The organism is Corallococcus sp. M7 (genome assembly GCF_054512695.1).
The window spans coordinates 6247204-6268478 of sequence record NZ_CM137252.1; the positions used below are offsets into that span (position 1 = coordinate 6247204).

Annotated in this window: 20 protein-coding genes; 10 read left to right on the forward strand and 10 right to left on the reverse strand. The window is 68.5% G+C overall.

Going from position 1 to position 21275, the window contains the following annotated elements; genetic code table 11:
• Positions 1 to 350: 350 nt before the first annotated feature.
• The 4 genes from ACX114_RS25060 to ACX114_RS25075 form a co-directional block, all read right to left on the reverse strand.
• Complete coding sequence (locus ACX114_RS25060; RefSeq protein ID WP_459288493.1) at positions 351 to 2036, reverse strand: O-antigen ligase family protein; 1686 nt, start codon at positions 2034 to 2036, stop codon at positions 351 to 353.
• On the reverse strand, positions 2033 to 2998 hold the full coding sequence (locus tag ACX114_RS25065; RefSeq protein WP_459288495.1) for a sporulation-delaying protein SdpB family protein: 966 nt from the start codon (positions 2996 to 2998) through the stop codon (positions 2033 to 2035). The genes ACX114_RS25060 and ACX114_RS25065 overlap by 4 nt, the downstream gene beginning before the upstream one ends.
• Positions 2992 to 3585: an SdpA family antimicrobial peptide system protein gene (locus ACX114_RS25070; protein WP_459288497.1), complete on the reverse strand. Its 594-nt coding sequence runs from the start codon at positions 3583 to 3585 to the stop codon at positions 2992 to 2994. The genes ACX114_RS25065 and ACX114_RS25070 overlap by 7 nt, the downstream gene beginning before the upstream one ends.
• An 80-nt stretch (positions 3586 to 3665) precedes the next feature.
• Positions 3666 to 4376: a hypothetical protein gene (locus tag ACX114_RS25075; protein ID WP_459288499.1), complete on the reverse strand. Its 711-nt coding sequence runs from the start codon at positions 4374 to 4376 to the stop codon at positions 3666 to 3668.
• Between the two features lie 251 nt (positions 4377 to 4627).
• Here ACX114_RS25075 and ACX114_RS25080 point away from each other — a divergent pair, with 251 nt between their 5' ends.
• Positions 4628 to 5602, forward strand: a complete 975-nt coding sequence (locus ACX114_RS25080; protein ID WP_459288501.1) for a transglycosylase domain-containing protein — start codon at positions 4628 to 4630, stop codon at positions 5600 to 5602.
• On the opposite strand, the gene folD is transcribed toward ACX114_RS25080, so the two are convergent.
• A complete protein-coding gene (gene folD / locus ACX114_RS25085) occupies positions 5584 to 6435 on the reverse strand; it encodes a bifunctional methylenetetrahydrofolate dehydrogenase/methenyltetrahydrofolate cyclohydrolase FolD (RefSeq protein WP_459288503.1) in 852 nt (283 codons plus the stop codon). The two genes, ACX114_RS25080 and folD, sit on opposite strands and share 19 nt — an antisense overlap.
• A gap of 90 nt (positions 6436 to 6525) precedes the next feature.
• Here folD and ACX114_RS25090 point away from each other — a divergent pair, with 90 nt between their 5' ends.
• From ACX114_RS25090 to ACX114_RS25120, 7 genes are all read left to right on the forward strand, one after another.
• Positions 6526 to 7323, forward strand: coding sequence for a TerB family tellurite resistance protein (locus ACX114_RS25090; RefSeq protein WP_459288505.1), 798 nt, complete (start codon positions 6526 to 6528; stop codon positions 7321 to 7323).
• Positions 7324 to 7347: 24 nt separating this feature from the next.
• Entirely contained in the window at positions 7348 to 8055 is a 708-nt protein-coding gene (locus tag ACX114_RS25095; protein ID WP_459288507.1) for a Smr/MutS family protein, read from the forward strand.
• Positions 8056 to 8091: 36 nt separating this feature from the next.
• On the forward strand, positions 8092 to 9084 hold the full coding sequence (add, locus tag ACX114_RS25100) for an adenosine deaminase (protein ID WP_459288509.1): 993 nt from the start codon (positions 8092 to 8094) through the stop codon (positions 9082 to 9084).
• 3 nt (positions 9085 to 9087) lie between these two features.
• On the forward strand, positions 9088 to 10176 hold the full coding sequence (locus ACX114_RS25105; RefSeq protein WP_459288511.1) for a quinone-dependent dihydroorotate dehydrogenase: 1089 nt from the start codon (positions 9088 to 9090) through the stop codon (positions 10174 to 10176).
• 100 nt (positions 10177 to 10276) lie between these two features.
• Positions 10277 to 11884 carry a hypothetical protein gene (locus ACX114_RS25110; RefSeq protein WP_459288513.1) on the forward strand — a complete coding sequence of 536 codons (1608 nt, stop codon included), beginning with the start codon at positions 10277 to 10279 and terminating at the stop codon, positions 11882 to 11884.
• A gap of 171 nt (positions 11885 to 12055) precedes the next feature.
• Positions 12056 to 12628 (forward strand): hypothetical protein, encoded by a 573-nt coding sequence (locus ACX114_RS25115; protein ID WP_459288515.1) that lies wholly within the window; start codon positions 12056 to 12058, stop codon positions 12626 to 12628.
• Between the two features lie 41 nt (positions 12629 to 12669).
• Positions 12670 to 13905, forward strand: a complete 1236-nt coding sequence (locus ACX114_RS25120; RefSeq protein WP_459288517.1) for a serine/threonine protein kinase — start codon at positions 12670 to 12672, stop codon at positions 13903 to 13905.
• On the opposite strand, the gene ACX114_RS25125 is transcribed toward ACX114_RS25120, so the two are convergent.
• The 4 genes from ACX114_RS25125 to ACX114_RS25140 all read right to left on the reverse strand — a co-directional run bounded on the left by ACX114_RS25125 (position 13906) and on the right by ACX114_RS25140 (position 18056).
• Positions 13906 to 14274, reverse strand: a complete 369-nt coding sequence (locus ACX114_RS25125) for a hypothetical protein (protein ID WP_459288519.1) — start codon at positions 14272 to 14274, stop codon at positions 13906 to 13908.
• Between the two features lie 313 nt (positions 14275 to 14587).
• Complete coding sequence (locus tag ACX114_RS25130; protein ID WP_459288521.1) at positions 14588 to 14998, reverse strand: hypothetical protein; 411 nt, start codon at positions 14996 to 14998, stop codon at positions 14588 to 14590.
• 146 nt (positions 14999 to 15144) lie between these two features.
• Positions 15145 to 16818: a tetratricopeptide repeat protein gene (locus tag ACX114_RS25135; protein WP_459300268.1), complete on the reverse strand. Its 1674-nt coding sequence runs from the start codon at positions 16816 to 16818 to the stop codon at positions 15145 to 15147.
• Positions 16785 to 18056, reverse strand: coding sequence for a serine/threonine-protein kinase (locus tag ACX114_RS25140; protein WP_459288523.1), 1272 nt, complete (start codon positions 18054 to 18056; stop codon positions 16785 to 16787). Before ACX114_RS25140 ends, ACX114_RS25135 begins: the two co-directional genes overlap by 34 nt.
• Before the next feature lie 144 nt (positions 18057 to 18200).
• Between ACX114_RS25140 and ACX114_RS25145 the strand changes: the two genes are divergently transcribed.
• Positions 18201 to 19163, forward strand: coding sequence for an ornithine cyclodeaminase family protein (locus ACX114_RS25145; protein ID WP_459288525.1), 963 nt, complete (start codon positions 18201 to 18203; stop codon positions 19161 to 19163).
• A gap of 48 nt (positions 19164 to 19211) precedes the next feature.
• Here ACX114_RS25145 and ACX114_RS25150 read toward each other — a convergent pair whose 3' ends face one another.
• Positions 19212 to 20036: an SDR family oxidoreductase gene (locus tag ACX114_RS25150; protein ID WP_459288527.1), complete on the reverse strand. Its 825-nt coding sequence runs from the start codon at positions 20034 to 20036 to the stop codon at positions 19212 to 19214.
• A gap of 71 nt (positions 20037 to 20107) precedes the next feature.
• Here ACX114_RS25150 and ACX114_RS25155 point away from each other — a divergent pair, with 71 nt between their 5' ends.
• Positions 20108 to 21013, forward strand: coding sequence for a LysR family transcriptional regulator (locus ACX114_RS25155; RefSeq protein ID WP_459288529.1), 906 nt, complete (start codon positions 20108 to 20110; stop codon positions 21011 to 21013).
• The last annotated feature ends 262 nt before the right edge of the window (positions 21014 to 21275 follow it).

The following is a 21275-nucleotide window of genomic DNA, read 5'->3' on the forward strand; positions in this document are numbered from 1 at the left end:
AATGGCCCCTCCCGACCACTGCAATCCAGCCCTGGACCCACATTGGTGTCCCGTCCCGGCGAACAAGTACACCTGCTTCGACGGCGTCCAGATGGACGCGATGTGGACGCCGGATGGCTGGTGCCTCAACTCGGATGCGTGCAGGAGCCATGGCGGCCCGTGGGGCTGCCCGGAGGAGTGGTGACCACCCACTGGCTTTCAGCGTGGGGAGGATGCTCGCCGGTCGTGGACCGGAGGCCGCACCCGCGCCGGGGACTGAAACGACCGGGGCCCCGGAACGCGCCATGACACCGCCGCCCGGCCCCCAAAGTGCAATCATTGCACTCCGTCAATGGATGGCCTGCTGCAATTCATCCGCCAGGCCCCACCGGCTTCACGGTCCTTGCGCCACCGGAGAGCCTCTTCTCTCGTGAGCGGCAACGCGACGCAATCTCGCCCGGAGCGCTGGCCGACGGAAGCAGCCTCGACGCCGCGGCAAGGTGAGGCTCCGCACGGTCGCATTGCCTCGCGATGCCCCAGCGAATCCCCAAGGTCATGCGTGTCGGGTAATCGTCGGCGGCAAACCGGAGCGCCTGCGCTTCGATGGCGTCGAGATTCGAATCGGTTCCGGCCGCATGGCGGATGACGAGGAGCGCCACCTCGCGTGAGGTGCCCAGCAACCCGAACGCGAGCAGGAGCCCCCCGCCGCCCCACCGGACGGCTCCAGCAAGGGTGCGCCCCTGGGCGGGAGGCCCCCCTGTATCAGCAGGCCTCCGGGGCAGCAGCGTCCCCAGGAGGACCGCGGTAACGCATGACGCCGCGGGGGTGATGAGCACCGCGTCGATGGCGCCCAGCCACGTCGTGACCACGAGCAGGACCGCGGCGGCGCCCCCAGCCAGGGCTTCGTCCGTGCGTGGCGCGCGTAAAAGCGTGCTGCCAGCGAGAACGAACAGCCGGAGCGCGACGAGAACCAGCAGCGTGAAGGCAAACAGGCCTCGCTCGGACAGCACCGCGATCCAGTCGCTGCTGGGATAGCGGTTCGTGGGCTCGTAGCTCTTCTGGTGCACGGAAGGGTCATTCGCCGCCGCGAAGCGTGGATACTCGACCGGCCAGTTCCCGGGCCCAACGCCCAGGGGCCCGTAGGCCCGTGCCATGCGCAGTGACGTCTCGTACTGGATCAACCGCCCGAGGCCGCTCCCCGAGTCCGCCTCCACGAGCCCCCGGAGCGTGTCCCGATAGGGATGTGGCGAGTTCCAACGCAACTGGTTGGGCAGCAGGAGCGCTGACGTTCCACCCAGCACCCACACAAGCAGGACGGCGGCGCCGCGCCGACAAATGCTCCCATTGCCTGTGCGCGTCGCGACGAACAACACCAGTACCGAGGTGAGAACCACCACCCAGGTGGCCCCCAGCCACGCGCCTCTCGACCTGGCAATCACCACCACGAAACCCGAAGCGAAAGCGCTCGCGAGCGCGAGTCCCCTCCACCGCCGATGCTCACCCATCGCCAGACACGCCGTCGCTGGAAGTCCCAGCACCAGCAGGTGCGAAAGGGCGTTTCGATTCCCCAAAGGCCCACCGGGGACCCGGTGAGGGGCGGAGAGCCGAGGCGTAAGGCCGTTCGCCTCGAGTGTCGCGATGAGCGCGGCCAGCAGGAGCGTGGAAACGACCGTCGTCAGCAGCACCCCGCGTGCCCGTGAGGACAGCCCACGCGCGACGAGGAAGAAGAGCACTCCACTTGCCGACGTCCCCAAGGACGACCAGGCCAGTGACCGGTTCGTGGCGACCGTCAGTACCGAGGTGACACCCAGCCCGAGGAAGAGAAGCAGGGCCCCGTTTTCGGCGTCCAGCCAGCGCTCGCGCTCATGCACGACGTAGACAGCGCCCGCGAGAAAGGACGCGAAGATGACCATCGCGGTCTTGGGCTGGAAGAAATCAAGCGGGTCGGCAGGAGGCACCGGCCATGCCAACAACACGCTGCCGAACACCCCGGCCGCCAGCAGCGCGGTGGCAAGCCAGGCCGCGCCACACTCGACCTTCCAGCCCGCTTTCATCATTGCAGGGACGACTTGCTCGTGAACCCAAGGACGGAGGGCCACTTCAGCGCCAGCCGTGGCAGCGCGAACGGCATATCAACGGGACGCAGGAAGAGGATGAGCGCGCCAAACATCACCAGCGCGAAACCCAGCAGTCCATGAACCAGCGCGATTGCCGCGTGAAAGGAGATGCCAAGGACGAGCAGCACCGAACGGGCACGACGTGTCGCGAGGATGCCCGCGAAGAGCATCATCTCCAGCAAGAGCGAGCCCCACGTCATGAGGGTGATGACCCCGCCATGGGTGAGCAGGGGCATGACGAGTGTCCGGACAGGCTCCGCGAAGCCAAACCACGGATCTGTGAACCAGTAATACACGGCCGTCCCGTCGCGCCACTCAGCCACCTTCATCTTCGAGACACCCGCATGGAAGTAGATGCCCGCGACCTGGAGCCGGATGGCCCAAAGGCAGGTGAGCGCGACGAAGCGCGCGCTCAGGCCTGCCAGCGCCCTACCTGACGTCGACAGGGCAAGTTCATCCGGCGGAGGAGGATCCCAGTGCCAGCGCCGGGAATCCGTGAGCGTCACGGGAATGAGCAGGAACGAGAGGACCGTGGCCGCCTGGTCCCCCCCGTCAACCACCTTCGACGCCGTAAAGAAGCTCATCGCCACGTACCAGTGCAGAACCCCGGTCACCCGTGGGCGCCACCCGCTTGCGACAAGGGCGAGCACGATGATGGCAAGCCAGCGAGCCACCTCCAGGTAGGAGACTCCTCCGAAGCAGAAGATGCCAATGCGGGCAGGGCCTCCACAGCGGGACGCATTGAGCACATCCTCCGTCGCCAGGAAGAGGTCGGCGGGAGAGGTAAAAAGAAGCGTGCCCAGCATGCCCAGTGAGATACACGAGCGTGCGAGCCCCACGACATTGGAGTGCAGAGGCTGCTCAAGCGAGGACCGCACCCAGCCACCGAGCCGGGTCAGCACGAGACCTCCAGGGACACGACACGCAAGGGCATCGTCACGGGATTGGGGGACTGCGCCCAGGCCCACGGCACGAGCCGTTGCAGGACGATGGCGGTTGTCCCGCACATGGTCGGCTCTGGGAAGGTATTCTTCACGGCACGCCCGGGTGGAAGCTTCGCCAGGCATTCCTCGACGGATTCCTCACAGGGCAGCCACGCATCCTCGGGAAGGCTCTTCATCAGCCGTCCAATCTCCAGCAACTGCGCGCGTGACTTGCGGCGGAGCCCTCCGAGATTGGAGAGACGGCCATGGGGGGCCAGGAGGACCGACTCCCAGGTGGAACCGCGGCGCACGTATGCGGTTCTCTTCTCCTCTCGTGGATTGCGCGTGAAGAATGACCATCCCTGCGGTGCCCACACGAATGTATGCAAATGCTTCGCGTAGGGCAGGCGCACGGCGCTATAGGGAAGCGCGGGGTAGACCGAGTAACCGATGGCGACAATCCACGCGAGCCCCACCGCGATGGCAACCGCTCCCAGTCTTGCGTGAATGACTCCAGGGACAGGTGCTGATTCACTGGCAGCGGTGATGCGTCTGGAAGAGTCCATGATGACACGTTGGGGTTGGGCAGTGGACCTTCAGCGCCGGTGCGCGGGGCTGAGCCGCGCGCACCAGTGCCATGACATCGCTACAGGACCGCGAGTCGCGTGGCGATCTTGTTGATCATCTGGTCACGCGCGAGCTGTGCGCCTCTCCACGAATTCTCGTTACCGACCTCCGTATTATCGTAGGTGGTATTGCCACTAGCGATGTTGTCGGAGTCGATGTTTCCGGTCTCAGTATTGGTCAGGTAGGTATTGCCGGACTCGGTGTTCTCAAGCTCATCGTTGCCTGAGATGGTGTTCGCCTCCATGGTGTTGCCTGATTCCATGTTGCCGGCGATCGAGTTGCCATAGGCGGTGTTGCCGATCTCGCTATTGCCGGAGACCGTGTTCTCGTAGACGGTATTCTCGGATTCGGTGTTGTCGGTGGAGCCCACGGAGGTGAGCGCCCGCTTGGGGCTCACCTTCCGGACAAGCGCCGCGCTTTCGCGCAGGGTCCGCTCAATGCGCAGGTGGTTCCCACTCTGGACCTCGACCCCGAAACGATCGAAGAACGCCGGGTCGGCTTGACGCATGTTCGCCAAAAGCGTTGCCTTGGAGCGCTCCCGTGCAGCCTGCTGCTGTGGCGTCAGCCGGTTGGACTGGCGGACTCCCATCTCGGCGTACAACTCCGCGAAGACTCCCTCACGGAACGCGAGGTCGCCGAAGAGCTTCTCGCCGCTCTGCGCCTGCCACTTTCGCGCAGATGAGCTCCCGCCGTTGCCGCACGCAACCATCAACGACGCGAGCCCTACCATCGTCACAGCTCCTGCCAACCTCTTCAGAAGTGGAAGCCTATGCCGCTGCATATGAATGAACCTCATGTCTTGATGATTGGGGACCGACTGGGCTGAAAGGACTGCAAACCTAAAATCGTGCACCCTGAACATCCTGGAAGTCAAGGCATTTCCATGTAGAATTGATTTCCGCGCCATGCAGCTCTTGGAGTCCAAGCCCAAATGGACGCCGATCCTTGCCCTGCTACATTGCGCAGGAAGAACTCCTGAGAATGCGCAAGCGACCAGTCATTGCCCTGTTTTTGTTTTCCTTCTTCGTGCTGCCCGCCATGGGAATGGCAGGCTTATGGCTGGCAACCCCCGATGCATCTTCGCTGTCGCGGAACCACCCTGAACGCACCCAATACATGCTTCTGCGGGCACAAGAGCAGGGACTGCCCGACCACGCATTCTCCTTGCATTGGATTGCACTCGATGAGGTCTCTCCACTATTGATCTGCTCGGTCGTCAAGGCGGAGGACACGCGCTTCTTCCGGCATCAGGGAGTCGAGTGGGGCGAAACGCGCCGCCTTGCCTGGAAATGGCTCACGGGGAGCATCCCGCGTGGAGGCAGCACCATCAGCCAGCAACTTGCCCGGAACCTCTATCTGTCTCCAGATCGCAACGCGGTTCGTAAACTGCGCGAACTGTTCGCCGCCCATGAGCTTGAGCAGACATTGGACAAGCGCCGGATCCTGGAGCTCTATCTCAATACCGCCGAATGGGCAGAAGGGGTCTGGGGCATACGCAATGCCAGCTTGCACTTCTTCAGCAAGGAACCAAGTGCTCTGGACGCCTTTGAGTCCGCGTTTCTCGTGAGCCTGCTGCCGGCACCGCGTCAACCATTGCTCGGCTCAAATGTCTATCGAGCCTTCGTCGTCCAGTCGCGCGTACTGGCTCAACTCCGGGCCTCGGGCTTGCTGGACACGGACGAGTACCAGCGTGGGCAGACCCGGGTGAGGACGCTCTACAAACAGCTCCTTCGAGGACAGAAGGTAGAAGAGCTTCTCTCGGCGGGTCCTGAGGCGCGTGGAACACTCCCCCACTACCTGGAAGTGGATGAGGTGCTCCGTCAGGAATGTGGGCTTGAGCAGGAACGTGCCGCGGCGAAGAACACAGTGGCTCCGCCGAGCTTCGGCATGGAGTTCCCCTCCCTACCCCGCATGGGCAGGGAGGCTCCATCGACTGACTACTTCCCCGCGCGCTGAGCCGCTTCCAGCGTGTTCTTCATCAGCATCGCGATCGTCATCGGCCCCACGCCACCCGGCACTGGCGTGATGAACGAAGCCCGCTCCGCCGCAGCGGCGAACTCCACGTCCCCGACCAGCTTTCCATCCGCCTTGCGGTTCATGCCCACGTCAATCACCACCGCGCCGGGCTTGATCCACGCGCCCTTCACCAGCTCCGGCACGCCCACCGCCACCACCAGGATGTCCGCCTGCGCCACCTCCGCCGGCAGGTCGCTCTTGCGGTGGCACACCGTCACCGTCGCGTCCTTCTGGAGCAGCATCAGCGCCTGCGGCTTGCCCACGATGTTGCTGCGGCCCACCACCACCGCGCGCTTGCCCGCGGGATTGCACCCGACCTCTTCCAACAGCCGCATCACCCCATAGGGCGTGCACGCGCGCGTCGCCGGCCGTCCCAGGAGCAGGTTGCCCGCGTTCATCGGGTGGAAGCCGTCCGCGTCCTTCTCCGGCTTCACCGCCGCGATGATGGCGTCCGCGTCGATGTGCTTGGGCAACGGCAGCTGCACCAGGATGCCGTGCACGGCCGGGTCCTCGTTCAGCTTGTGCACCAGCGCCAGGAGCGCGTCCTGGGTGATGGTCTCGTCCGGGTGGTGCTCCCAGGAGTTGAAGCCCACCTCCTCGGCGGCCTTCTTCTTCCCCGTCACGTAGATCTTGGACGCCGGGTCCTCACCCACGCGCACCACTGCGAGCCCCGGGGTGATGCCGCGCTCCGCCTTCAGGCGCGCCACCTCCTCCTTGATCTCCGCCCGCACGCGCGCCGCCACTGCCTTGCCGTCAATCAACTGAGCCGTCATGAGACCCACCTTATGCAAGACTGGCCCGGCACAAGGGAGCGAAGCGAAGGCATGGGCGCGGGAAAAGTTCTCGGGGCGATGTTGGGTCTCATGGCCGGCCTCCTCATGGGCGGCCCCTGGGCCATCGTGCTCGCCCTCATAGTGGGCACGGCCCTGGGCCACTACTTCGACGAACAGCACGCCTCTCCCCCGGACTTCCCTGAAATCTTCAGCGACTTCCCCGCCACCTTCGAGCCGACTCCTGAACAAGCCCCCCTCACCCAGGGCCCTGGCGAGTTCCCCATCGTCCAGGCCCCCGACGAGGACCCGCTCGACCGCGACATCACCGCCCTCTTCGTCGACGTCGCCCGCGCCGACGGCGACATGCGCCGCGAGGAGGTCCGCGAGGTCCGCCGCTACTTCGAGGAGGTCCTCCGCGCCGACGCCCACACCGTCCAGGCCGTGCGCCGCTACCTCAAGGACTTCCTCTCCCACCCCGCCTCCCTGGACGCCCCCGCCGCCCTCGCCTCCTGCCTGGACTCCCTGCCTTCGGGCGAACGGCTCCGCCTGCTGGACGCGCTCTATGAGATGGCGCTCGCGGACGGCCCCCTCCAGCGCTCCGAACGCGAGGCCCTGAAGCGCATGGCCGAGGGCCTGGACGTCCCCGACGCCAAGGTCCAGGCCCTGGCCGAACAGCACCTGGGCGACGCCACCGCCCACTACCAGACGCTGGGCCTCCCCCCGGACGCCACCGACGCAGAGGTGAAGAGCGCCTACCGCAGGCTCGCCGCCCGCTTCCATCCGGACAAGGCCAGCCACCTCGCACCCAAGGCCGCCGAGCAGGCCGCACGCCGGTTCCAGACCGTCCGCGACGCCTACGAGGAAATCCGCAGGCTGCGCGGCCTGTAGCCCGGGTTAGAAGACAGGAATCCCATGAGCCAGCGTCCCCCCAAGAAGAAGGAAGCGGAGTTCCAGAACAATCCGTTCAAGTCCGCCATCAAGACGCTTCAGGATCAGCAGAAGCAGGAGAAGGAGGCCGCCGCCGCCGCGGAGGCCGCCGCGAAGAAGAAGGCCGCCGCGCCCAAGGCCACGAAGGCCCCCAAGGCCCGTCCGGAGGACGACGACGTGGGCCTCTTCTTCGCCGCCATGGACGGCGTGAAGCAGGTGACGAACCGCGGCCAGGCCCCACAGGTCAACCCGCGCCTGCCGGAGATCATCGACGACAACGCGGAGGCGCTCGCGCAGCTCTCCGACCTGGTCGCCGTGGACGGGCCGCTGTCCTTCACCGGCTCGGACGAGTCCTTCGAGGGCGCCTCGCCCGGCACCGACCCCAACCTGCTGCGTTCGCTGCGCCGGGGCGACTTCTCCGTGCAGGACCGGCTGGACCTTCACGGCAAGACGCAGCGCGAGGCCCAGGCCGCCGTGGAGCGCTTCCTGTCCGACAGCCGCCGCGCCAAGCGCCGCTGCGTGCTCATCGTCCACGGGCGCGGTTTGAATTCCAAGGATCAGATCCCGGTGCTCAAGGACGCGGTGAGGGACCTGCTGTCGCAGAAGCGACTGGAGCGCATGGTGCTGGCGTTCTGCACTGCCCGTCCGCAGGACGGCGGGGCTGGCGCCGTCTACGTGCTGCTGCGCCGATAGCTTTACGCGTGGCCGTGGCTGTGCATACATGCCGCCATGGTTCGCGACCTCATTGACCTTCACATCCACGTGGGTGGCGCGGTGGCTCCGCACATCCTGTGGTCCATCGCCCACCAGCAGGGCTTCAAGCTCCCCGTCAAGAACTACTTCGACTTCGTCGAGCTGATCACCTCCCGTCCGGGCAAGGTGGGCAGCCTCGACGACTACCTGAAGATCCTCCACACCTGGACGGAGAAGATCCAATCCTCTCCCAGCGCCATCGAGCGCTCCGTCTACGAGGTGATTGGCAAGGAGTACCGGGGCAGCCGCGTCACGCAGATTGAACTGCGCTTCAACCCGATGAAGCGCAACCTCTCCAGCGAGCTGGACCTGGACCACATCATCCACGCGGCGCTGCGGGGCATGGACCGCGCGACGCTGGAGTACGGCGTGAAGGTGGGCCTCATCTTCTGCCTGGCCCGCGAGTTCGACCACAAGCTCAACAGCATCATCGTGGAGAAGGCCATCAAGTACCGCTCGCGCGGCGTGTACGGCATCGACCTGGCCGGCACGGAGCGCGACGCGATGGAGCACAAGGCCTCGCTCTCCGAGTACGAGGACCTCTACGCCCGCGCGCGCAAGGCGGGCCTCAAGTGCACCGTGCACACCGGCGAGACGGCCGGCACGGGCGCCAACGGCCTGATGGCGGCGGTGGAGAAGCTCAAGCCCCACCGCATCGGCCACGGCATCCGCGCCGCTTACGACGAGTCCGCGATGAAGGTGCTCCGCGAGAACAACATCACGCTGGAGCTGTGCCCGACCTCCAACATCCACACCAAGGCGGTGGCGGACCTGCAGGAGCTCAAGCACATCATGCAGACGTTCTGGGATCGCAAGGTGAAGTTCACCATCAACACGGACGGCCCCTACCTGCTGGAGACGGACATGCGGCGGGAGATTGAGATCGTCGAGTCCAACGGCCTGCTGACGACGGAGCAGGTGGACCAGGCACTCGCGTGGGCGCGCGAGGCGTCCTTCATCCCGGCCTGACGCATGTACGGCCTGACTCGCGCATTGCTCTTCAGCCTGCCCCCGGAGCCCGCGCACCGGCTGGGCATGTCGGGGCTCGCGGCCCTGGGGAAGTGGAACGCCCGCTGCCGCGCGATGCGCGAGCACACGCTGGCCCGCGCGCCCATGGATTTGTCCGTGGAGCTGGCGGGGTTGAAGTTCGCCCACCCGGTGGCGCTCGCCGCCGGACTGGACAAGGACGCGGAGGCCGTGGACGGGCTGTTCGCCTGCGGCTTCTCCGCCGTGGAGATTGGCACCGTCACGCCGAAGCCCCAGCCGGGCAACCCGAAGCCGCGGCTGTTCCGCCTGCCGGAGCACCGCGCGGTCATCAACCGCATGGGCTTCAACAACCACGGCGCGGCCACCGCGGCGGAGCGCCTCAAGGCCCGCGAGTGGAAGCCCGGCCCGCTGGGCGTGAACATCGGCAAGAACAAGGACACGCCGCTGGAGCGCGCGGTGGACGACTACGTGGCGTGCGTGGACGCGCTCGCGCCGCTGGGGGATTACGTCGTCGTCAACGCGTCCTCGCCCAACACGCCAGGCCTGCGGAAGCTCCAGGAGCCGGAGGCGCTGTCCGCGCTGCTGCTCGCCGTGCGCGAGCGCATGGAGCAGGTGGCCCCGGGCACGCCGCTGTTCCTGAAGATCGCCCCGGACCTCACGCCCGAGGCCGTGGATGAGGTCGTGGACGTGGCGATGGCGCGCGGGCTCTCCGGCCTCATCGCCACCAACACCACCCTCACCCGCCCCTTCGAGCACAAGCACTCGAAGGAGGCCGGCGGCCTGTCCGGCGCCCCCGTGCGCGAGCTGTCCAACGCCGTCATCCGCCGCGCGTACCAGCGCGCCAAGGGCGCCCTGCCCCTCATCGGCGTGGGCGGGGTGTTCACGGCGCAGGACGTCTACGAGAAGCTGCGCGCGGGCGCGACCGTGGTGCAGGTCTACACGGGCTTCATCTACGAAGGCCCGGGCATGGTGGACCGCATCCTCCCGGAGCTGGGCGCCCTGCTGTCCCGGGACGGCTTCGCCTCCGTGCGCGACGTGATTGGCGTGGACGCCCGCGAAGGCACACCCGCGTAGCCTCCGTTGTCTTTCGAGCAGCCGCACTGACCCGCGGTGCAGCTCGCCATCTGTCCGCCCCGCAGCACCTTCCTCGCATCTGGGGGCTGGGGAGGCGGACATGCGGACGAGGTCGTGGTGGGTCGTTGCGGCGGCGATGAGCGTGATGGGGTGCGGTGCCGGACCGGAGGCAATGGACTCCGGCCCGACGCGCGAGATGGCGGCGGTCCAGGCGCGGATGGAAGCAGCGTGGGGCACTCGGGAGGTGAAGCAGGTGCTTCCTCCTGACCGGACTCCAGGCACGCGGCTGGACAAGGAGCCCCGTCCCGACCTGCTGACGGATGTCGCGGGCACGCTCTACTTCGTGGTGCAGGAGGAGGATCAGCGCATCGCGCTCTGGAAGAGCGACGGGACGACGGCCGGCACTGTCGTGGTGAAGGCATTTGCTCCGACGAATGCGCTGCTGGGCGGACTGCGAATCACCGGAATGACGCCGCTGGGCTCGCGGCTCTTCTTCCACCTGTTTGAACCGGAGCTGGGCTGGGAGCTCTGGACGAGCGATGGGACGCCTGAAGGCACCCGGCCCGTCGTGGACCTGAATCCGGGTCCGGCGGACTCGAACCTGTATGGCTTCACGGTGCTCAACGGCACGCTCTCCTTCTTCCGGCACGCGCCCTATGGCCAGGGCGGCACCCAGCTGTGGCGCTCGGATGGCACAGCGGCGGGCACGGTCCAGTTGCAGGACTTCGGCCGCTTCACCAGCACCTTCGGTGAGGTGCTCCCCGCCTCTGGCATCCGCGTGTTCTTCACCGAGGACTTCGAAGAGACCGTGCGGCTGTGGCGCACGGATGGCACCGCCGCCGGGACGTTCCAGGTGAAGGACTTCGGCATTCCAGGGCTGTACACGGGCACGGTCGTGTGGACCCAACGCGTGGGGGACGCGATGCTGTTCGTCCTCCGGGACGCGGAGAATGGCACCCGCCTGTGGCGGACGGATGGGACTGCTTCGGGCACCCGGATGCTGATGCGGTTGGATGCTTCCGCGGACGTGGGCATGGGCGTGCCCCAGGTCGTGGACGGCACCGTGGTGTTCACCCTCACCGACGCGGGCCCCAGCCTGGAGGTCTGGAAGACAGACGGCACGGAGGCCGGCACGCTGCGACTCGATGCGTTCGGCCGGGACGGCCAACTGGTGGGCGTCGCCGGAGACTCCGCCACGGTGCTTACCCGCACTGAAGACGGCCACTCGAAGCTCTGGCGGCTGCCAATGGCCGGTGGGCCCAAGGAGGGCGTCGCCGTCCTCTCCAATCCCTACGCCGACGACCCGAAGGCCGTGCCGGGCCTCCGCAACGCGGTGACGGTGGGCGGCCGCGTCTACTTCGCGCGGACGCTGGGGGCGACCGTCCAGACGCCTCGCGACGTGGACCTGTGGGTGACGGATGGCACCGCGGCGGGCACGCGATGGCTCTCCTCCGGCCTCACCCGGCCGGATGTGTTTCATTCGCCGCTCATCGGTCTGGATTCCGGTGCCCTGCTGTTCTCGGCGAAGGGCAATGTCTGGGTGACGGACGGGACGACGCAGGGCACCCGCGCGGTGGACTCCCTGACCGCGAACAAGACTCCGGCGGAGGCGGCTGCGTTCACCCGCGTGGGGGAACAGGTCTTCTTCCGTGCCCTGCCCGGCGCGCCTGGCTTCTCGCTGTGGGCCCTTCCGGCCACGGCCCCCTGAGAACGCCCCGCGTCATGCCCTCCAGGGCCGGGTCCATGTCCTTCCATTGTCTGGCCTTGAACGCTGACGCGCTGCATCTCAGATGCCTCTGAGGGATTCCTGGACTTCAAGGAAACTCCGAACGTGCTGGGTCCGATGATGGTTTCAGGAACTCCGTCCTGAGGTACCCCCATGAAGATTGGCCGCCCTGTTTCGAGCCTCCCGCTGCCCGAGCAGTCCTCCCCGCCGGTTGACGGCCGTGCGTCCGGACAGAGCACCTTCGCCGGCGGACGTGGCGCCTCCAGCAGCGCCCAGGGCTACCGGGGTCCGCCGGACCAGTTCCAGGGTGGCCCCTTCAAGGATCAGCCCGCCCTCTCGCTCCAGGACCGCCTCCATCGCGGCCCGGTGGGTGACGGCGGCGAGGCGCGGCCCTGTGCCTCTGGTTCCAGCGCGCGGGGCGGCGGTCACTCGGGTTCCGTCTCGTGCAGCTTCGTGCCCCCGGGGGGCGGGGCGGCGGACTCGGCCGAGTCGAAGCCGTCCACCCCCCTGGAGAAGTTCGCCGAGAAGCTCCGCGACCTGTTCGCGAAGCTGCTGGGCGGAGAAATCCCGGAGGGCTCCCGCCGTGGCCGGGTGGCGACGGGCGACAGCTCCCGGTCCTCGGGGTCCACGCACTCCGGCAGTGGCCAGGGCCGCATCGGGGTCGAAGAGGAACCCCAGCCCCAGGACGGCGTCTCGTCCCGGTCCAGCCGCGAACCCCGGGCCTGATCCTCCGTTCCCGGCGTGAGTGACGGTAGGCTTGCGCCGGAATGAACGACGTCCAGCGATTCGGGCCATACCGCGTCCTGCGGGACATAGGCGAAGGCGGCATGGGGCGCGTCTCGCTCGCGGAACGCGAGGGCTGGGAAGAGCCGGTCGTCCTCAAGCGCATCCACTCCGAGCACGCCGCCGACGTCCGCTTCCGCCGCCGCCTGCTGCGGGAGGCGGAGGTCGCCGCCGGCCTGCACCACCTCAACGTGGTGCGGGTGCTGGAGACGGGCGTCATCGACGACCAGGTCTATCTGTCCATGGAGTACGTCGCGGGCTCCAGCCTCGCGCACGTCCATGCGGCCAGCCGGCCGGAGCTGCTGCCGCTGGGCCCCATCCTGGATGCCATCGCCCAGGCCTGTGACGGGCTCGCGTACGTGCACCGCTTCGTCAACCCGGAGTCGGGCAAGTGGATGGAGCTCATCCACCGCGACGTGTCCCTGGACAACCTGCTGCTGTCCTACACCGGCACGGTGAAGATCGCGGACTTCGGCATCGTGAAGACGTCCGAAGGCACGCAGACGACGTCCGGCGTGGTGATGGGGAAGCTGGCGTACATGTCCCCGGAGCAGATCCGCGACGACGTCCTGGACGCGCGCGCGGACCTGTACTCGCTGGGCGTCTGTCTTTACGAGCTGCTCGCCGGACGCCGGCCGTTCCCCATCCAGCGTGGCCGTTCGGTGATGGAGTCGGTGCTGTATGACGCTCCGCCGCCGCTCACGCCGCAGCGTCCGGGGATTCCCGCGTCGCTGGTGTCGCTGGTGGAAGCCCTGCTCGCCAAGGACCGCCAGGGCAGACCCACGGAGGCCACCGCCGTGGCGAAGGAGCTCCGCGCGGAGCTGGCCCGGCTGGGCGAGTCCCCGCTCTTCCCATCCCGGCTGATGGAGCCCCCCACCGGCGTCCCGGCGAAGCCCCGGAGGCTCCGCCCGGCCCTGCCCGAGCCGCCCTCCCCCGCGCCCACGGAGGTGATGAAGCCGGAGGCGCTGCCCACCCTGCCCCTGGAGCCCGCGCCTCCACAACATTCGGAGGCACCAACCCAGGCGCTGAGGCCACAGCGCCCCGTGTCCCGGCCACCGGAGCCCGCTCCCGTGAAGGAGCAGGCCCGGCCCCCGGAGCCCGTGAAGCGGTTCCGGCCCTCCGAGGAGCCGCCACCGCCCTCACAGGCGCCGTGGATCAAGTGGGTGGCCGTGTCCGTGGCGGGAAGTCTGATCGCCGCGGCGGCCTGGTGGTGGAGCTGATCAGCAGCCGCAGGCCCCGCTGAAGGCGTACTGGTATTGATATTCCGTGTGCGTGTAGGTGCCGGACGCGTCGAAGCACACGCGATAGCTGGACTGCAGGTTGGACAGGCCCGGCTTGCCGCGCTGGTAGGGATAGCTGCCGTCGTCACACGGCGGAGGGAGGGTCTCGGGCCCGCCCCCACCCGCGAGGGAACGGGCATCACCCGCCACCAGATCGCCCTCGCAATACCAGTAGTAGCCACAGGAGCGGTTGTCCGTACAAATCTGCCCGCCCGTGTTGCTCCACTCGGACCAGGTCCCGCACGAGCCGAGCGCGGCCTCCGCCGTGGCGAGCGACGCCTCCTCGGCCGCGGCCTCCTCGGCCGTCATGGGCCCCCCACACGCAGTCAACGCCAGACCCGTGCAGACGCCTACGACGCGCAGCAATGAAAATCCAGACATGATGGGGACTCCTTGTCCGAGGGGGCACCGTCATGGCGCCCGGCCGTCAGACAAGAAGTCACATTAGACAATCCCGGCCTGCCAGACCAGCACAGGCCTTTCAACGACCCTCCGACAAGAGTCGTTCGTTCAAAAGGCGGCAAAGCCTATCGACCTTCAATCCATTGCTTCATCGCCCCAAGCTTGCGCCGCATCGATTTGCCGCCCTGCACAATGCCTTTCGTGACATTGTCCGTCAGCGTCAACAGCTGATGCAACTGCTGGCGTAGTTCCGGTATTGATATTCCGTGTGCGTGTAGTTGCCGGCCTCGTCGTAGCAAGCCCGGTACTGGAACTGGTAACGCATCTTGCCCGAGTTGACGTACGGGACGGCCACCTGGCCCGAGGGGCACACCGGCGGCCTCTGCTGGGGTCCATCATCGAGCGACGGAGCCTCGTCCGCCTTCAGCCTCGGCTCACAAACCCAGGTGGTCCCGCAGTCCGGGTTGGACAAACACCTCACCACGCCGGTGTCACTCCATCCAACCCAATCGCCACACGTGATCAGCGCGGCCTCCGATGTGGCCAGCGGCGTCTCCTCGGGAGTCATCGCTCCGCCGCACGCCGTCAATGCCAGCCCCGTGCACAGCAGCAACACGATTCCAGGCTTCATGGATGGCTCCTTGGTCCGAGGGGGACGCCGGCATGGCGCCCGGCCTTCCGACAAGGCCGCATGTTAGGCCAATCCGGATTTCCCAGACCACTCCATGCCTTCACTGCAATTCCATCAATAACGGCCAAATCCAATGATTGTGAGACTCAACGGCTGGCAATCCATTGCTTCACCTGCGCCAGCTCGCGCCGCATCATGGAGCCGCCCTGGGTGAAGCCTTCCTCAGCCTGCTTCGCGAGCGTCATCGCCCGTGCGTGCTCCGCCGGCTGGCTCCAGAGCGCCTGCGCGAGCGCGAAGTGCGTCATCGCCGCGTCCATCGGGTTCCAGCCCAGTGGCGCCAGCACCCGCTCCGACGTCTCCAGCAATTCACGCGCGCTGTCGCCCTGCCCCAGCAGGAAATACGCGAGCCCCAGCGCCGTGCGGCTGTGGATGGTCCGCGCATGGTCCGCGCCCAGCGCACGCGACTTGGACTCCAGCGCCGCGCGCAAGAGCGGCACCGCTTCCTTCGGACGGCCCTGCGCCACCATCAACCGCCCCACGTCCTCCTCCAGCGTCTCCACCGCGAACTCGTCCGGCGGCAGCACCTTGCGCTGGAGCGCCAGGCCTTCCTGGAAGTGCGCGAGCGCGTCCGCGTCCCGCTCCAGCCGCTCCTCCGCGCCCGCCAGTGCCTTCAGTGAATCGATGGCCTCGCGGCTCTCCGCGCCGAAGCCCTGACGCATGCCCTCCAGCGCCTGCCGGTGCAGCGCGAGCGCCCGGTCCGGCGCGCCCAGCGACTCCTGCACCAACGCGATGTCGTGGAGCAGCAGCAATGTCTGGGAATTGAGCGGCCCCAGCGTCTGCTGCCGCAGCGTATACGCGCGCTGCAACCACTCCAGCGCCTTCGGCAGGTTTCCCGCATCCTGCTCCGCGAAGCCCAGGTTGATGAGCGGGCCCACGAGCAGCGGATGCACCGGCCCCAGCCGCTCCTCGTAGATGGCGAGCGCCTTCTGGTACAGCGCGGTGCCCTCCGCCCTCTTGCCCTGGCGCAGCAGCACCATGCCCAGGTTGTTGTAGACCTTCGCGGTGTCCACGTGCATGGGCCCCAGGGTGCGCTCGCGCAGCGCCAGGGCCCGCGTGTAGTGCTCCGCCGCCGCGTCGAGCGCGGCCTCGTTCATCGCGAGGATGCCCTCGTGGTTGGCGAGCCGTCCCTCCAGGTCCGGCGCGGAGCCCAGCCGTTCAATGAGCGCGTGCGCCTGGGCGCTCCACAGGTGCGCCTCTGGGAACCACTCGGGGTCCCCACTCAGTCCGAGCACCAGCTCCGTGGCCACCTGGAGCGCCACTTCGTCATGCCGTCCCGCCGTGGCGGCGGCCATCGCCTCGTGCCACGTGGCCCGCGCGTCGCGCGACTGGCTCATGCGGTGGTGGGCCCAGCCCAGCACGTGGAGCGCCTCCGCCTCCACCGGCCGGTAGTGCGTCGCGTGCGCCGCCTCCACCGCCGCCCTGGCCACGGGCACCGCCTGCGAATAGCGGCCCGTGTCGAGCAGCGCCTGCGCGTGCGCCACGTCCTGGCGCACCGCCTCCACGCGGGCGCGCGCCGTCTGGTCCTCCGGAGGCGGTACCGCGGCGGACAGCGCCTCCACGTTCGCGCAGCCGGACACGCCGCGCAGTGAGTCCACGGCTTCCGCGCTGCGCTGCACCAGCGCCACGTCCGCGTGCGCCAGCTCCGTGCTCAGCGCGTCCACCGCGCGCAGGCGCCGGTCCAGGCACGACATGCGCAGCGCGAGGTGCGCCTCCGGCTGCTCTCCCGTCACGCGCGTGGCCTCGCAGGCCTGGCGGTGCATGCGGCTCCACTCCGACGCGTACGCGTCCAGCGCGCGCTCCACCCGGTCGAACGCACCGTCCGCGTCCGTCGCGCCGCTCTTCTCGAAGGCTCCGCCACCGCCGCCTTCTGCGCGGGGCCCCACACGCGGGAGAACAGCTTGGGCGCGCCGCTGCACGGCGTGGGACGCACCCACGCCACGCCCACGCCCAGGAAGAGCCCGGCCACCACCGCGATGGAGCGGCCCGCGAGCTTCTTGCGTCCCGCCTCCGGGTCGCGCTCCAGCGCCGCCAGCAGCGCCTCCATGGAGGCGAAGCGTTGCTCCGGCGCCACCGCCAGACCCTGCGCGAGCACGCGGTGCACCCAACCCGGAACGGACGGATGCGTGGGCGGCTCCAGCTCCACCCGGGGCAGCACCGTGCCCTGGGGTGCCCGCTGCGAATCCAGCAGGGTGACGGCCATGCGACGCAGCGTCCCCTCCTCGAAGGGACGCTGGCCGGTGAGCGCCTCGTAGACGGACACGCAATAGCTGAACTGATCCGCTCTCGCGTCCGGGCCCCGCCCCGCGTACTGCTCCGGCGCCATGTACGCGGGTGTCCCCACCAGCGCGCCCGTCGCCGTGAGGCGCGTGTCGAGCGGCCCCTCCAGCAACGCCGCAGGTGGCACCGCGGGCCCTGCCTCCGTGCCCACGCCCGCGTCGGACGCGATGCCGAAGTCCGTCACCCAGACGCCGCCATCTCGGCCCAGGAGCACGTTGTCCGGCTTGAAGTCACGGTGCACCAGCCCCGCCGCGTGCGCCGCCGCGAGCCCCTGCCCCATCGCCCTGCACACCGCCAGCACCTGTCGCTGGGGATGCGGCCCCTCGCGCAGCCACTGCCGCAGCGTGCCGCCCTCCACCCGCGCCATGGCGATGAACACCCGGCCCTCGTGCGTGCCCACGTCATGCACCGTGAGCACGTTCGGATGGGACAGGCGCGCCATGGCCTGGGCCTCGCGCACCAGCCGCAGCGCGCGGGCGTCCTCCTCCTCGTCCGGCAGACGCCGCTCGTGCAGCAGCTTGATGGCGACGGTGCGGCGCAGCTCCGGGTCGAAGGCCTCGAAGACCTCGCCCATGCCGCCCTTGCCCAGCCGCGCCAGCAACACGTAGCGGCCCACGCGCGTCGCGTGGAGCGGACACTCCGGCGCACTGGAGTCACCCGTCGGGTGGCCCGTGTTCGGCGCCTGGGAACCGGTGTCTTCAGTGGGCCGGGAGGTCTTCATCCCCCCAAGCCTACCCCGAACCCGCCTTTCCCCATTATCCGTGCCTGCCTACCTGCTCCGGGTTGCGACTGTGACACTGGCCAATGGCAGACATTGCACATCGGACGCGTGCGCGGGCACGGGCGGTTGGTTATAGCGGCGCCCATGCCCACCCTCCTCCTCAGCGCCAAGGACCTGCGCGGCCTCTACACCGTCGAGCTCGGCCTGGAAGCCGTCGAGCGTGCCTTCCTGGCCCATGGCCGCGGCGACGCGCTCATGCCCCCCAAGGTGTACCTGTCCCTGCCGAAGTACGACGGCGACTTCCGCGCCATGCCCGCGTTCCTCGACGGCGCGGCCGGCGTGAAGTGGGTCAACGCCCATCCGCAGAACCCGCGCAAGCACGGCCTGCCCACGGTGCGCGCCGTGTACGTGCTCAGTGATCCGGACACCGCGTCCCCGCTGGCCATCCTGGACGGCACCCTGCTCACCGCGTGGCGCACCGGCGCCGCTGGCGGCATCGCGTCCAAGTACCTGGCCAGGAAGCAGCCCCGCACGCTGGGGCTCGTGGGCTGCGGCGTGCAGGCGCGCGTCCTCATCGACGCGCACCGCGCCCTCTTCGGGGATCTGGAGCTGCTGCTCGCGGATGTGTCCGCCCAGGCCGCGGAGACGCTCCAGAAGGAGAAGGGCGGCCGCGTGGTGAGCCTCCAGGAGGCCTCCGGCGCGGACATCGTCTGCTCCGCCACCCCCGCGCGCGCCCCGGTGGTCCGCCGTGAATGGGTCCAGGCCGGCGCCCACATCAACGCCATGGGCGCGGATGCCCCCGGCAAGCAGGAGCTGGATCCGCGCCTGCTCGTCGAAGGGCGCGTCTTCATCGACGACGCGGATCAGGCGCTCCACTCCGGCGAGGTCAACGTCCCGCTGCACGACGGGCTCATCCAGGCCGGGCAGCTCGCGGGCACCCTGGGTGAGGTGGTCGCCGGCCGCAAGCCCGGCCGCACCGGCACCGAGGTCACCGTCTTCGACTCCACCGGCCTCGCCGTGCAGGACGTGGCCCTGGCCCGCGCACTCTACGACGTCGCCCTGGCGAAGGGCGTGGGTCAGCGCTTCGACCTGGTCGACGAAGGCTGAAACACGGCTGCCGGGCCGCGCCCTCGCGACGCGGCCCGGCGGTCCCCGTCAATCGCAGTCGGCGGACAGCGCGACCTCGCGCTGGGACTCGAGCTCTTCCAGCCGCTGCCGCAACGCGCGCTGGACCGACTGATAGGCCGTGCTCCCAAGCGTCAGCCTTCTGGGAGCGGGCGTCTTCCCGGCCACGTCGATGATGGCTCGCGCGGTCTTGTCGGCGTCCCCGTTGATCTCGAAGGTGCCGTTCTCAAGGGCGGCGCGCACCGCGCCCACCGGCGTCGAGTCATAGATGGCGAGCGGACGGGTCTTCCGCAGGTTGGCGCCGAAGTTCGTCCGCGTCGGTCCCGGCTCCACGATGGTGAAGTCGATGCCGAACGGCGCGACCTCCTGCGCGACCGACTCGACGTAGCCTTCGATGCCCCACTTCGACGCGTGGTAGGCGCTGAAGGCCGGGTACGCCATCTGCCCGCCCTCCGAGGAGACCTGGAGGATGCGGCCGCCGCCCTGCTCGCGCAGACGCGGGAGGAAGGCGCGAATCAGGTGGATGGAGCCGAGCAGGTTCGTGTCGAGCACCTGGCGAAGCTGCGCGTCCTCCGCTTCCTCCGCCGCGCCAAACACCCCGTAGCCCGCGTTGCTCACCACCACGTCAATCCGGCCCAGCTCGGTGAACGCCCTGCCAACGACGGCCAGGACGGCCGCCGCATCCGTGACGTCGAGCCGGGCGACCCAGAGCCGCTCGCCATGCTTCGCCTTCAGGTCGTCGAGCACCTCCGGCCGCCGGAGCGTCGCGGCCACGCGCTGGCCGCTCGCGAGGAGTTGCTCCGTGAGGATCCGGCCAATGCCCGAGGACGCGCCCGTGATGAACCAGGTTTTCATGCACACATGGGTAGCGCCTGGGATTGTTGAACGGAAGCGCGTGGTTCCGCATAGGTTCGTGAAGGTTCGCCATGAATGAGCCCCGCCCTGACGTCGCAGAGCTGACCTTCTTCACGACGGTCGCCAGCCTCCGCAGCTTCCGGAAGGCGGCGGACGAGCTCCGCGTCTCACCGTCAACCTTGAGCCATGCGGTCCGCAGGCTGGAAGAGCGCATGGGGGTCCGCCTGCTCAACCGCACGACGCGAAGCGTGGCCCCCACGGAGGCCGGAGAGGCCCTGCTGGAGAAGGCGCTTCCGCTGCTTCAGGGCCTCCGCGGCGCGCTGGCGGAGGTCTCGGAGGGACGCGGTTCGCCGCGCGGCTCGCTGCGGATCAACACGAACATCGTCGGCGCCCGGCTCCTGCTCCGGGACGTGGTGCCGGAGTTCCGGACGCGGTGCCCGAACGTCCATGTGGACCTGGTCATCGAAGGCCGCATCGTCGACATCGTGGCCGAGGGCTTCGACGCCGGGGTCAGGCTGAGAGAGGCCGTTCCCCGGGACATGGTCGCCGTGAGCTTCGGAGGGGATACCCGGTTCGTCGCGGTCGCGTCCCCGAAGTACCTGGAGCGCCACCCGCCACCCCGGACACCGCACGACCTCTTGAAGCACGAGTGCATCCGCCACCGCTTCAAGAGCGGGAAGCTCTACCGCTGGGAGTTCGAGCGCCGGGGACAGGCCCTCTCCGTCGACGTGAACGGGCCACTCACGCTCAACGACGACGACCTGATGGTGCAGGCCGCGGTGGACGGACACGGCATCGCGTTCGTCGCCGAGCCCTTCGCCCAGGGCGAGCTTCAAGCGGGAAGGCTGACCGTCGTGCTCGACGCATGGTCGCCGCGGGTCCCTGGGCTCGCCCTCTACTACCCGGGCCACCGGCAGGTGCCCCCGGCCCTGCGTGCGTTCGTCAGCGTGCTCAAGGAGTCACGGCCGAGCGGATGAGCCCCGGCGGATATCCCACCCGGTGCGTCCCGCGCGCGGGGACGACCCCGGAGGACACACGGGTGCGGCGCTGTGAGGCAAAAAAGAGAGCGCTCGCCGGCACCTTGGAGTTTTACCGGCGAGCGCCCCGGGCCGCGTGCCGACTGGCAGGGCCTCGTAAAGTCGCGGCGGATGTGGAAGCGGCCCTCGGGCCTGTCCACGCCACCTTCATGTTTCCTGCCGTCCGCCCCGCGTCCCGTGTTCCGGGCCCCGCGCTCGGCGT